Here is a 12,625-nt window from a genome sequence, read left to right as displayed (position 1 = left end):
CCGCCGACATTCAAAACGACGCGCCGGTACGCGCGCCTCGGACCGGTCTCATCGTTGCACTTCGCGGGCGAGCGCCTGCGCGGCCCGCAAATGCTGATGCAGCGTCGGCAACGTCTGCTGCGCAAACGCACGCAAATCGGCATCGCTGCCCGAGCTTGCTTCCTGCTCGAACAGCTGGATCACCCGGCGGTGCGCGGCGGGGCCCGCCGCCGCCAGATACGCCACGTCGAAATCGTGCCCACGCTTGCCGCGCAGCACCTCGATGTTCGGATCATGAACCTGCGAAGTGCGCGGCGTGATCCGCTTGTGCGACGCGATGGCACGAAGTGCTGCGTCGATCTTCGAGTGATCGTCGATCATCATTTTCGCGAAGGCGCGCACGTCGGCAGTGGCGGATTGTTCACCGGCAAGCTGGCTTGCCTGGATCTCGCTCTTGCCGGCAAGCGCCGCTTCATCGACAAATTCGGCGTCCGTTATCCGCGGCGGCTTCGCGATCCGGCTATCGCCGACGTCCGGTGCCGGATTGACGACGTCCGCGCCAAGCGGCGCGTTCGGTGCCGCGTCCGTACCGGGCATCTGCGCGCGCGCGCCGCCCAACGCGAACGCAATGACCGCGGCGGCCGCGCGCCACGTCGATCTGCATGGGTTCATGTTGTGTGCCTCCTTATGCGTTGTGACTACCGTGCCGTTTGCCGGGGCGCCGCGCTTCGATTCCCAGAGAACCTGCCGCATCGCTGCCCCGTCGCCGTGCCAGCACGTCGGCCTAGGCAATCGTGCGAGCCGGCGGTCACGAATGCCGCCGTCACACTGCAGGCCACGGCGGCGGCAGGCAAGATCGGATGCATCGCGAGGTCGCCTCTGATTGACCGGCCCCGCCATCGTGCAATGCGTATTCCCGCGCGCTCGATGCGTTACGCGCAGCACGCGCGTGCGCGCCGGCTTGCCGTTTTTTCGACGAGCGCGGCGCAATCACCGCGCTGCGGCGAAACAGCGGAATGCTCGCTGGCCCGCCCGCAGGTGCTGTACCCCGGCGAGATCGGCGGCTCATGCGCCTTTGCCGCCGCCGAATTGCGTGAGCCGGTTGGACATCGTCTTCAGGCTGATGCCTGGCGTTTCAGCCGCATGCGACTTCATGCCGCCGCAGCGCGCCAGCGTGCCGAGAATGATCTGTCTGTCGACCTCGCTGAGCGGCGTGCCGAACGGCACGCTCACCGTATCGCCGACCGCACTCGCCATGCCCGGCACTTCGACGACGACCGGCGGCGGCAGCGTGTCAATCACATCGCCGTCGTTGAAGATGCACGCGCGCTGCACGAAGTTGCGCAATTCGCGGACATTGCCCGGCCACGCGTAGTGGCTCAGTGCCGCGAGCGCCGCTTCGGAAAAAACCATCGACCGGCCGCTGTCTTCGTTGAGCTTGCGCAGGAACGCTTCGGCAAGCATCGGCACGTCGCCCCCGCGCTCGCGCAGCGGCGGCAACGCAACCGGAAACACGTTGATACGGTGATAGAGATCCGCGCGCAGCTTGCCCCCGGCTACCGCCGCTTCGGGATCGCGATTCGTCGCGGCAATGATCCGCACATCGACACGGATCTCGCGTGCGGAACCGAGCCGCGTCAGTTGGCCGGTTTCAAGCACGCGCAATAGCTTGACCTGCGAGTCCATCGGCATCTCGGTGATCTCGTCGAGAAACAGCGTGCCGCTGTCCGCACGCTCGAAGAAGCCCTTGTGCTGCCGCTGCGCCCCGGTGAAACTGCCGCGATCGTGACCGAACATCTCGCTCTCGACGAGGTTCGCGGCAATCGCGCCGCAATTGACCGCGAGAAACGGCCCGCAGCAGCGCGGGCTCAGATCGTGAATCGTCTGCGCGGCCAGCTCCTTGCCGGTGCCGGACTCGCCGGTGAGCAGTACCGACGCATCGGTGCCGGCAACGCGGCCGATGGCGCCGTACACCACCTGCATCGCGGGCGAACTGCCGAGCAGTTGCCCAAAGCGTTCAAGCTGCTTGCGCTCGGCGCGCACCGTCGCGCACCCATCATGCGACGCACCGGTGCGCGGCACGCGCTCGAGGATCGCGTTCAGCCGCTGCATATTGAGCGGCTTCACCAGATAATCGGCTGCGCCGCGACGCAATGCGTCGATTGCAGTATCGAGACTGGCGTATCCGGTCATGAGCACCACCTCGCAATGCGCCCCTTTCGGCAGCGCATCGAACAACATCATGCCGTTACCGTCGGGCAACACGAGATCACACAATATGAGATCCGGCATGTGCTTGGCGACCCGTGCGCGCGCCGCCTCGAGCGTTGTGACGGCATCGCATGCAAGCCGTCGCGCGCGCGCCAGCTCGCTCAGCAACGCTCGCGCGGCGGGGTCATCCTCCACGACCAGGATATGTGGCATCGGCGCTCCATTTTCTGAATAAATAAATTATTTCTTTATAATCCCCTTTAATTTAAAGAGATATTTTTTATGAATGTCACGGACAAAAATTAGATGAATTTCACATGAAAAATTCGAGCTAATGATAAGCCGAAAAAGCGCCATCAAGGCATTTCTACGCATCAATAAACGATCAAATATTTCTATTCGAAATTACAATTTCAATGTAATTTTTTATTTTTACTATTCAATTTCACATTGAATTTTTCGCATACGGCGACGGTTATGAAAATCGAATCGATCGATTAGATGCATTGAAAATATTCGATTGGCGGAAGACTTATACCGGCATGCGGCGGCGAACGGCGGCGGCGCAGCGGTCATCCGCCGAGCGTCTACGTATTATCGAGCGGGCGCCGGAAAGCGACTGCCAAGCGCGGGGGCGTTGCTGGCCGGCAGCAAGAACAGCGTCGCGACCGGCCGTTCGTGCCGCTCAGCGGCTCGGCGACTCCCGCCGCGCTTCGGTATCAAAACCCGCCTCGCCAGGGCAGCCGCGCGACATATCGACCTTTTCGACGCTGCGCGCGAGCGCATGGCCCGATACCCACGGAATCGGCATCGCGCCGCCGCCATGCCGCCCGTCTTGCCGGCCATTCGAGCGGAACGCAAATTGCGAAGCAATGACAAAGCCGCTAGCGGCCCCACGCGCACCGTTTACCGGAGGCCGCACCATGCGCCATTCACCGGCAGCGAAACCACGCAGCAAACGCCCGACCAAACGTCCCGGCCGAAGCCGCGGCGGCGCCCCCCGGCCGCGCAAGCGCTGGTCTGCCAAGGTGACGCAAACGAGCCATGCGCTCGATCTCGAGCCTGATATCTTCAAATCGGACGATCCCGGCAAAATCGCCGCGTCACTGAAGCGGTCCGCCGAACGCAGCACGCGCCGCCGCGCGTCGCCGTTTCAGTCGGCCATGTCGATGCTGAATTTTTACGCGAACCGCGCGGGCCGCAATCTGTCCGCATCACAACGGGCCACGCTCGAACGCGCGAAGCGGAAATTGCGCGAGGCGTTCGGCCGCAAGCGCTGACTTGATTCGCGCGAACGGGGTCGCGCATGCGCACGGGCGGCCGTCTTCGCATGGCGCGCTGTCCGCGCCAGCCGCGCTGCTCTTCGTCATGCCGCTGGCGGCAACGCGGCCCCAGCGGGGAACCGCGTTGCCGTGCCCGTCATTTCGCGACACGCGCCAGACGATATCGATACACGATGCCACCGTTCATGCATCGTGTTTGCGCTTGGGCTTACCTTTTGCTGGCGTCGACGCCATCTCCTCAAGTTGCTGCTCGCTCATCGATTCGTACATCGACTTCGACGGCGGTTTCAAACGCTTCACTTTCGTCCGGCCGCGCTTGGCCGCAAGCGCGGCGCCTGCCGCGCGCTGCTGCGCCTGGGATTTGGCTGGCATGGTTTCGCTCCTGTCGCGGGTGCGATCATGACGCGCGCATTGCGCGCCATTGTTCGGATTGCTACGTTTTCGGATATTGCGCGCGGCATGTCGCTACCCGGCATATTCGTGCCGCCGCGCCCACGGCGATGCGCCCCGTCCGCCTGCGGCCCCGACGGCAGGCTAGCGCTTCGCATCGCTGCGCTCGACGCTCGAGCGTTCGAGAAATGCCGTCGTAATGTCCGGCAGTTGGCGCGCGAGCCACGACGCCATATCGAATTCCTGCTGCCGGATCCGCTCGCAGTTCGCGCGGATCTCCGACTCTCCTGCGGCATCCGCCGCGACGATCAGCACCGTATAGGCGGCGATTTCGACCTGCTCGAACATGTAGCAGGCCATTGCATGCTTGACCACCTCGTCTTCGGCCAGCAAACCGCCCGCGACTTGCCCATATGCGGCAATTCGCGCAGCGAGATCCTTGATCGCGGATGGCGTCGTACCGAGCCGGCGCAAGCAACCTTCGACAAGCGTTTGCTGAATGCGCGTTTCGTCGAGATGCTGCCTGAGCTGCGCGTGCAGCAACGGATAGTTGTCGAGCCGGCTCAACTGAGCACTGAGCATCGTCTCGGCCTGGCGCTCCATGGCATATGCATCCCGCAGCCAATCTTCGAGATATTCGCGCGGACTGGTCATCGCTTTGCTCCTTACCGCATCGCGGTGCGGCACACCGTGCGACGCAACATGCGGCGCGCCAATCCGCACGCAATGCGCGTGCCGCTTCAGTCGAGCGGTTCGAGACAGATCACGTGCTCGGCGCGCCTGCCGTCGCCGCGCTCGACTTCCACGGCGCCTACGTAACGGACGCGCCAACCGCGGCGCAACGCGATTTGCGGCACATTGCCGGCGGGGCGGCTCTCGAATCCGCCGAGGCCGTCGTCGGGCGTATCGACGCTGTCGTCGAGCGACGCATTCGAATAGATCACATTGTCCTGCCACTCGGACGCACCCTGGCGCGCTTCCATGCCCTTGCCGTCCACGTCGACCGAATTGTCGGTCGCGGCCATGTTTGCGTTGTCGATCGACACGATGCGGCTCGCCGCCCGCCGAACCGGATCGCCGCTGTCGGCCGAATATGCATCGCGGTCGATCGGCGGCAGTCCGGTCGGCAGTTTCGCCGCCGCCCGCTCGGGCGACAGCTTCGGCGCACGCGGCGCTTCGTTTGCCTGCGCGGCGTCGGGCGTATCGCGCCTATCGCGCGCTGCCGCAGAACGCTTCGCCGGATTTCGGGCGGGCATTCCATCGTGCGTCGCACGAGCGGGATTCGAATGGGCATTGGACATCGGGTCCTCCGTGTTTCGGGTCGGGCGCCGGCCGCATCGAGCCTGCGCTAAAACCGATAGCTGATTGAAACATCGACCACCGCCTGCGTCGAACGTGTGACGAGCGGGCTGCGCGCCGCAGCGCCGACGAGCTGCTCCACGGCGCCGGCGGCGGTAACGAACCAGTGCTTGTCGACAAACCAGACGGCCGTCGTTCCGAACGCCACCGAGCGCAGGCCCGCCGAAGGCGCATAGCCGCGCCGTTCTCCGGCACGCGCCTGAGCATCGGACACACCGAACCACGCATTCATGTAACGCGCATCGGCGAACGTCACGCTCGGCCCCGCGAACCAGAAAAACCGCTCGTTGCTGCCGGGCAGCGGCAAATACGCCGATAGATCGCCACGCCAACCGCTCGCCCCGCCGATGTCACGCCGCACGGCCACACGCGCCACCCAAGGAAACGGCTTCGTGATCACATAGTCGGCCGCCAGCCTGACTAGCGCAGCCGCGCCGATGTTCGGCATGCCCCTGAGGTGATCGAGATCGTCCGCGGCGCGCCTTCCAAGGTCGTAGCCGGCAGATATCGCCACGCGCCAATTCGGCCCTCGCAGCACATTGACGCCGATGCCCTCGCCCGTCGACGCAAAAAACAGATCGCGATAACGGATGTCGATGCTCGGGCCGATCCGCACGCGATACGCGGACGCGCCGGGATACGACGGCCGCAGATCCACCGCCGCTCCCGTGTCGATCTGCCAGACGGGCTGCTGCGCAGGCGCAAGGACTTTCGCGAGCGGCACGCCCGCCGAGTACTGCCATTCCGCCAGCGGCGACGGCGTCTGCGCGCGCACGGTGTCCGCAGCCGAACCGCATGCGCAGCATGCAGCGAACCATGTCCCTGCAATGCGCGCCGACCGCCGCGATCGGGATCGCAGGCCGGGCATGCCGATACTGCTGAAAACGCGCCGGGTTCCGATCATGCTTGCCGCGCCGCGCAAAGGGCGCCGTGCGTGCGTGTCATTGCGCCCGATACCGGCAACAGAGGCGCATCCGTTGGCGACAGCGCGCCCGAAGGCGACGCGGCGGCGCGTGGCGCAACCGGCGCGCTCGCGCCGCCCTCGCCGCCTTCGCGGCCCGGCCAATCCGCCGCACGTGGCAGCGGGCCGCAGCCGCGTCCCGGCTGGGCGCACGCAGCGCCGAGCACTGCCGTCAGCACGACGGCTGCCGCGCGCGCATCGAAGCTGGCACGCCATCCACGGGTGCCGCCGCTTGCATCCGCCAGTGCGTCGCCCTCGGAGGCCATCTGCCTAGGCCGCCGCTGCCGCGAGTACGCACGCACCGGCGGCTGCCGCTCCGGCGGCTCGTGCTCGGGCGGCGGATGCTCGGGCGGGTCCCCTTCCGGATGCCGATACGGTTCCGGTAAGTCGGGCGGCGGATTGTCGGGGTCCGGAAGCTCAGGATCGGGGTCGACGTCCGGCATCGGCGGATCGGGCCGGTGCAGCAATATCGCGAAATTCTGTTCCATTTGACTTCCCAATTGCGAACGCTTCGCAACCGCCCGCAATCCGCGTGCCGGCCCCGCGGTGTGCCGCCGCTGACCGTGGCATCGCTCATTGCGTGGCGGCACGGCCGTTGATATTCGCGATTCGCGCCAGCATTACATCGGCCTCTGCAAATCTTTCACGCCGTGCCGGCATCCGCGTGCCGAGCGGGCCGGTCATAGGCCGCCGTCACGCTCCCGCGCTTGATGCGGCCGCGCTTCGCCGCCCATTACCGCGGATACGGGCACGTCAATTGCGTCGTTCCAACGAAGCAGACTTCGTCCGGAGCCTCCGACATGACTCATCCCAAACACCCCGACCGTGACACACCGGCCCGTCAGCACGGGGCTTCGCCACCGCTAAAGAATCGGGAACGCGCCCGCACGCGTCACTCGGAACGGCACATCGACGAAATGCTCGAACAAACCTTCCCTGCCAGCGACGCGCCCGCGACCGGCGGCATCACGCGTATCGAACCGTCGGCGCCGGCTGACGAGCACGAAGATCGCGAGCAGCACGATACCGATGCTCGTCATGACCATGCGTCGCACGCGTCAGCTGCACGTGATTAGACATACTCGGCAGGGAAAACGAATGGGTCGCGAAGCTGACCGCATGGTGCGAAATGGAAGGCGATCGCGGCAGTCGCGCGATCTCGCGCGGCCTCGATTATGCGGCGCGATGATGATCAGGCCGGCTTATTGACTACACTGGGGCTGGAGTTGGCGCCGCACGAAGCGGGGAGATACGTGCGCGTGATTCGCGGGCGTCCTGCCGCTCTGCCATGTTGCCGCGCTGTTGGTGCGATGTTGTTGCCCACGATGTTGTTGCCCTTCCTGTTGGCGCTTCCGCTGTCAGTCAGTGCGCGATGGTTGGGCTATCGTTTGCACGCATCGTCCTGTCAATTGCCGCCGACGCCAGCCGCCGACGCCACGACGCGCACCGGCAACCCGCCGCGCGGCACGAGCGTCGGCACGCTTGCGAGCCCGCCACCGCCCACACCAATTCGAGCGACGGACCCGTGCACCGGCCACGCGGCACGAACGCGCCGCCCGGCACTGCCGTCACGCCGCGGTCATTGCGATGCGATCGTCAGTTGATCGTGCACGCCCCGCACACCGTCGATCTGTTTCACGACGTCGATCGCAATCGCGCGCTGGCGGTCGTCCGGCACGCTGCCCGTCAGCGTAACGTTGCCGTGGCGTGTCCTCACGTGAATATCGCCGGATGACAGTCCCGCCGTTCCGGTAAGCGCTGTCTTCACCTTCGCGGTCAGCGTCGCGTCGCGGACCTTCGCACCGACCGTCCGCGACGACGACGCGCCGCCATCGGCTGCCGTCGCACTCGGTGCGACGGCCACGCATGACGCAGCCGCAACAACGGCCAGCGTGACGCTCAGCCGTCCCGCCAAACAGCGCCGCCGCCGGCTGGCATTGACCTGATTCTCTTTGACATCCATCATCACCTCCGTTCATCCATCGTGCGTCCGATCGGTAACCGCCAACCGGACGAATCCGCTGCAATCCATGCCGCTCGCCTGTGCCCGATACGCGTTCCCACCGCCGTTCGGCGCACGGCCGTCGCAGCCCGGCTTCCATCGAGCGCCGATAGCCATTTCGACGGCTCCCTGCCCCGGTTCACGTGACAGCGCGAAATCGCGGCACACCGCACGCCGATGCGTGCACCAATCGAAGCCGGCGGCTACGGCCGACAATGCGCGACGACTACACCTCTCTGCAATCGATTGAAGCTTTTGCCTACTCGCCGCAGGTTCCGCGTCGGCGCGGCCGATGCTCGGGCCGCCGAGCACGGCTTGGGCGCCACCCCGCCGCGATGCCCGTTCACTGCCCACTCGCGCCCGGCATGGAAGCCGCGCCCGACGCTGCATTCGGCACGGCAGGCGTGGCCGGCTGCGCAGGCTGCGCGGGCTGCAAAGCGCCCGCGCCCGAACTCGAATTCGATGTGTCGTCGCGCTGCTTCGAACATCCGGCGCTCATTACAATGCCGGTCATCACCAGACCGGCGACGAGCGCACGCGACACGATGCGAAATAGATCAAATACCATGACATCTCCCAGGTTGAAGGTAACCGACAGCGCGCAATTCGCATGCCGCATCCTCCATCGATATTTCGGGCGCATCGCGCGCGCCGGACGATGCCGTCTACGCTCGTTCGACCGTTATGAATTCCGTCGATACGCGATTTGATTCGAACAGGAACGATTCCATGCGGCCCTGCCACATCGATTGACGCTCACTTAAAGGAATTGAATAACATCTGCCGATAGATGCCCCAGCAACCACCATCCGAGCGCGGCCCGCGAGCGGCCGTATGCGTCACCCCTTATCGGCCAATGCGCGCTGAATTGCTGCTTCGGTCTGCGCGTAGGCGCCCTCCCCGAAATGCGAATAGACAATGTGCCCGCGCCGGTCGATCAAATACAACGCCGGCCAGTACTGGTTACCGTAGGCATTCCACGTCGCATAGCGGTTGTCCTGAGCGACCGGAAAGCTGATGCCGAAGCGGACGATCGCTTTCTTCACGTTGTCGGTTTCCTGTTCGAACGGATACTCCGGTGTGTGTACCCCGACGACGACGAGGCCCTGGTCTTTGTATCGTTCATGCCAGCGCTCGATATATGGGACGGTATGAATGCAATTGACGCAACCGTAAGTCCAGAAGTCGACCAGCACCACCTGGCCGCGCAGTTGCTGCATGGTGAGCGCTTTGCTGTTGATCCATTGGTCGATGCCGGCGAATTCGGGTGCCGCGCCGGTGTTGCCGATCCGGCCTTGAGCGAACGGAATAGGGCTGAGCGCGGCTGCGGCGCCGACCCAGGCGGCAGTACAGACGAGTTTGATGCGCTTGAACATTTCAGTGTGCCGTGAAGGTAGGAAGGTGCGTGGAAAGAACGCTCAGGGCGAGCGTGTCGAACTGAAAGTCGATCGCGGCGGCCGTGATGATCCCGAGAACGCCGAAACATGGCTGCAATCGGGGCGAGATTCGCGCAACGCTGCGCGATTGCCGCAGCGCGCGTTGCCCGTGGCCGCGACGGGCAACGGCAGCCGTGCGACGAGCCGATCGAAGGGCTCGTGCCACAGCCGCAGCAGGCCGAACAGCGCCAACAAGGCCGCGGCGGCGGCGCAGGCAGCGTGCTGTGCGGCGTGCACGGCGCTCGGCACCGCGCCCGAGTCAGCGCCAGCGGCGCCGAGGCCACGATGAGCCCGGCGACAATGCACAGCGGCCGCACGCAGTCGGCGCGGTCGGCACGCTCAGCGCCCGCGCCCGGCAGAGCGGGCATCCCAGGCAGAACGCAACGCGACGCAATGGTGAACAGACCCGCGAGTCGCGCTAACAGCGGTTCGAGCAGGCTGGGCATGACGAGGCTCCCGTTGTCCGATTGGACAGCATGGCGCCATTGAAAGCCTGCTCTGTATCCCGGTTGTGTCGCCGCGACCGGCCGAATGCAAGGTGTTGTGTCCGGTCGCGGCGCGGATACATTAGGATACGTATCGGCCCGCCCGTTGCGCTATAAAGCTCACGTCATCCACATGGAGAGCGACATGAGCGCCGATCGCCTCGAAATGAAACGCGTCATCATGGCCGTTTGGGTAGCGGCGGGGGCGATTTTCACGGAAATCATGCAGCCGGCGTATTGTCCGTGTATTCAGGAGCGTGCTTGGCGGACGGAAAATCGAAGAGAGGCGAACCGATGACGGAGAAGCCGGATCATGTGCTCGTGGTCGACGATGACCGCGCCATTCGCGAACTGGTGGGAAGCTACCTCGAAAAGAACGGCATGCGCGTCTCGCTGGCCGCCAATGGCCGCGAAATGCGCAATGTGCTCGAAAGCGGCGCACCCGACCTGATCGTGCTCGATCTCATGTTGCCGGGAGACGACGGGCTGGTTCTGTGCCGGGATCTGCGCGCGGGCAAGTTTCGCGCCGTGCCCGTGCTGATGCTCACCGCGCGCGGCGACGAAACTGACCGCATAGTCGGCCTCGAAATGGGCGCCGACGACTATCTTGCCAAACCGTTCGCCGTTCGCGAGCTGTTCGCGCGAATCCGCTCCGTGTTGCGCCGCACCCGAATGCTGCCGCCCGGCATGCAGATGACGGAGGTCGCGCAACTGCTGGCGTTCGGCGACTGGCGGCTCGATACCACTGCGCGTCACCTGCTCGATGCCGAGAACATCATGGTCGCGCTGAGCGGCGCCGAATACCGGCTGTTGCGGGTCTTCCTCGACTATCCGCAGCGGGTTCTGACACGAGATCAACTGCTCAATCTGACCCAGGGCCGCCAGGCCGACGCGTTCGACCGTTCGATCGACCTGCTGGTCAGCCGCTTGCGGCAGCGTTTGCGGGACGAGGCGCGCGAGCCGCGCTACATCAAGACGCTGCGCAACGAGGGATATGTGTTTTCGTCGGCGGTCACCGTGATCGACGCGCCGCAATGAAACCGTCCGCGGGTTGGCATTGGCCGCGCACGCTGTTTGCCCGGCTCGCCGTCATACTTTTCGCGGGACTCGCGCTCGCGCAGGCGCTGTCGTTCTGGCTGACGTGGATGGAGCGCGATCGGGCCACCGTCGACCTGATGACAGGCTATGTCGAGCGCGAAGTCGTGAGTTCCGTTGCGCTGCTCGACCGCTTGCCGCAAGCAGAGCGCTCACGGTGGCTGCCACGGCTTTCCCGGCGCAGCTATCAATTCATCCTCGGACCGGGGGAGAACGGCGGCCCGATCGATGCGAGCCTGTCCGAGCGTTTCGCGCAAGCAATAACGGACGGAGTCGGCCGCACGTATGCGGTAAAGGTGAACGCGATCCCGGGCGGCCGCGAACGCTTTCAGGCCCATCTGACGCTCACCGACGGCGCACCGCTCACGATCGATTTCCGGCCGATGTCCGGCGTGCCGCTTTCGAATTGGCTGCCGCTCGTGCTCGTCGCGCAGCTTGCGATGCTGGCCGGTTGCTGCTGGTTTGCGGTCAGGCTTGCGACGCGGCCGCTGCATGAGCTTGCGCGCGCCGCCGACGGATTGGGACCGGACCTGAAAAGCGCGCGGATGTCGGAAGCGGGGCCGTCCGAGGTGGCGCGCGCCGCGCGGGCGTTCAACGCGATGCAGGAGCGCATCGCGGCCTACACGGCCGAGCGCGTGCAGATACTCGCCGCGGTGTCGCACGATTTGCAGACGCCGATCACTCGAATGCGCTTGCGCGTGGACGTGATGGACGACAGCGATGAGGCCGCGAAACTGCGCCAGGATCTGTTCGAAATGGAAAATCTGGTGCGCGAGGGGGTGACTTACGCGCGCACGCTGCACGGCGTGGCGGAAGCGCCGTGCCGCATCGATCTCGATGCACTGCTCGACAGCCTCGTCTGTGACTATGTCGATGCCGGCCACGACGTGTCGCTCACGAAGCGGGTGACGACGCCTGTCGTCGTGAGGCCGCAGGCGCTGCGCCGCGTGATCGGCAACCTCATCGACAACGCGCTGAAATTCAGCTCGGCGGCAACGCTCGAGGCGACGCTGCTTGCGGACGGAAGCGTCGCCATCGACGTGCTCGATCGCGGGCCGGGCATTCCGGCAGAGCTGCTCGACAAGGTATTCGAGCCGTTCTACCGGATCGAGACGTCGCGCAACCGGGGCACGGGCGGCACGGGGCTCGGGCTGGCGATTTCCCGTCAATTGGCGCAGGCGATAGATGCTACGCTGGTGCTGCGTAATCGCCCCGGCGGCGGGCTAAGCGCGTTGCTGACGCTCAACGGGGCGCAACGCGCGCCCGTCCGCCCGCAAGCGGAGCGCCGCGCGGGCGATTTCTGATGCTCGAACCCGCTTCGCCGATGTAACCGGCGGTATGGCCAAACGCCCGTCGCCCGCCTGCAATCTACTTACCCGCCCCCACCCGCCTCCGATACCCGCCCATGCGTGAGCAGCCGCATG

Annotated in this window: 15 protein-coding genes; 3 read left to right on the top strand and 12 right to left on the bottom strand. The window is 65.3% G+C overall.

Annotated features, from left to right (window positions below; genetic code table 11):
• Positions 1 to 48: 48 nt before the first annotated feature.
• The 3 genes from AQ611_RS18005 to AQ611_RS26560 all read right to left on the bottom strand — a co-directional run bounded on the left by AQ611_RS18005 (position 49) and on the right by AQ611_RS26560 (position 3,001).
• On the bottom strand, positions 49 to 651 hold the full coding sequence (locus AQ611_RS18005) for a DUF4142 domain-containing protein (RefSeq protein ID WP_069236375.1): 603 nt from the start codon (positions 649 to 651) through the stop codon (positions 49 to 51).
• A gap of 393 nt (positions 652 to 1,044) precedes the next feature.
• Positions 1,045 to 2,403: a sigma-54-dependent transcriptional regulator gene (locus tag AQ611_RS18000; RefSeq protein WP_069235579.1), complete on the bottom strand. Its 1,359-nt coding sequence runs from the start codon at positions 2,401 to 2,403 to the stop codon at positions 1,045 to 1,047.
• Positions 2,404 to 2,875: 472 nt separating this feature from the next.
• On the bottom strand, positions 2,876 to 3,001 hold the full coding sequence (locus AQ611_RS26560) for a hypothetical protein (RefSeq protein ID WP_257785477.1): 126 nt from the start codon (positions 2,999 to 3,001) through the stop codon (positions 2,876 to 2,878).
• Positions 3,002 to 3,113: 112 nt separating this feature from the next.
• Here AQ611_RS26560 and AQ611_RS17990 point away from each other — a divergent pair, with 112 nt between their 5' ends.
• Positions 3,114 to 3,470 carry a DUF3175 domain-containing protein gene (locus tag AQ611_RS17990; protein ID WP_059515056.1) on the top strand — a complete coding sequence of 119 codons (357 nt, stop codon included), beginning with the start codon at positions 3,114 to 3,116 and terminating at the stop codon, positions 3,468 to 3,470.
• Between the two features lie 186 nt (positions 3,471 to 3,656).
• On the opposite strand, the gene AQ611_RS17985 is transcribed toward AQ611_RS17990, so the two are convergent.
• From AQ611_RS17985 to AQ611_RS17940, 9 genes are all read right to left on the bottom strand, one after another.
• The gene (locus AQ611_RS17985) at positions 3,657 to 3,845 is read right to left on the bottom strand and encodes a DUF3008 family protein (RefSeq protein ID WP_069235577.1); all 189 of its coding nucleotides are present in this window, start codon (positions 3,843 to 3,845) and stop codon (positions 3,657 to 3,659) included.
• Between the two features lie 162 nt (positions 3,846 to 4,007).
• Positions 4,008 to 4,517, bottom strand: coding sequence for a ferritin-like domain-containing protein (locus AQ611_RS17980; RefSeq protein WP_069236374.1), 510 nt, complete (start codon positions 4,515 to 4,517; stop codon positions 4,008 to 4,010).
• 86 nt (positions 4,518 to 4,603) lie between these two features.
• On the bottom strand, positions 4,604 to 5,164 hold the full coding sequence (locus AQ611_RS17975; RefSeq protein WP_069235576.1) for a DUF3005 domain-containing protein: 561 nt from the start codon (positions 5,162 to 5,164) through the stop codon (positions 4,604 to 4,606).
• 47 nt (positions 5,165 to 5,211) lie between these two features.
• Entirely contained in the window at positions 5,212 to 5,997 is a 786-nt protein-coding gene (locus AQ611_RS17970) for a MipA/OmpV family protein (protein WP_374755050.1), read from the bottom strand.
• Positions 5,998 to 6,122: 125 nt separating this feature from the next.
• A complete protein-coding gene (locus tag AQ611_RS26405) occupies positions 6,123 to 6,671 on the bottom strand; it encodes a hypothetical protein (RefSeq protein ID WP_231936095.1) in 549 nt (182 codons plus the stop codon).
• Positions 6,672 to 7,046: 375 nt separating this feature from the next.
• Complete coding sequence (locus tag AQ611_RS26775; protein ID WP_156789231.1) at positions 7,047 to 7,223, bottom strand: hypothetical protein; 177 nt, start codon at positions 7,221 to 7,223, stop codon at positions 7,047 to 7,049.
• A gap of 539 nt (positions 7,224 to 7,762) precedes the next feature.
• Positions 7,763 to 8,146, bottom strand: a complete 384-nt coding sequence (locus tag AQ611_RS17955; RefSeq protein WP_069236372.1) for a BON domain-containing protein — start codon at positions 8,144 to 8,146, stop codon at positions 7,763 to 7,765.
• 382 nt (positions 8,147 to 8,528) lie between these two features.
• Complete coding sequence (locus tag AQ611_RS17945) at positions 8,529 to 8,753, bottom strand: hypothetical protein (RefSeq protein ID WP_069235573.1); 225 nt, start codon at positions 8,751 to 8,753, stop codon at positions 8,529 to 8,531.
• A 271-nt stretch (positions 8,754 to 9,024) separates the two neighbouring features.
• Positions 9,025 to 9,561 (bottom strand): thioredoxin family protein, encoded by a 537-nt coding sequence (locus tag AQ611_RS17940; protein ID WP_069235572.1) that lies wholly within the window; start codon positions 9,559 to 9,561, stop codon positions 9,025 to 9,027.
• A gap of 839 nt (positions 9,562 to 10,400) precedes the next feature.
• On the opposite strand from AQ611_RS17940, the gene AQ611_RS17925 reads away from it, so the two are divergent.
• Both AQ611_RS17925 and AQ611_RS17920 read left to right on the top strand, forming a co-directional pair.
• Entirely contained in the window at positions 10,401 to 11,144 is a 744-nt protein-coding gene (locus tag AQ611_RS17925; protein WP_059515074.1) for a response regulator, read from the top strand.
• Positions 11,141 to 12,505: an ATP-binding protein gene (locus tag AQ611_RS17920; protein ID WP_069235569.1), complete on the top strand. Its 1,365-nt coding sequence runs from the start codon at positions 11,141 to 11,143 to the stop codon at positions 12,503 to 12,505. Before AQ611_RS17925 ends, AQ611_RS17920 begins: the two co-directional genes overlap by 4 nt.
• Positions 12,506 to 12,625: the final 120 nt, after the last annotated feature.

Source organism: Burkholderia singularis (assembly GCF_001718875.1).
GTDB classification, from domain to species: Bacteria; Pseudomonadota; Gammaproteobacteria; order Burkholderiales; family Burkholderiaceae; genus Burkholderia; species Burkholderia singularis.
Note: the sequence above shows the minus strand (reverse complement) of the source record. Positions and strands in the feature narration are given on the sequence as shown.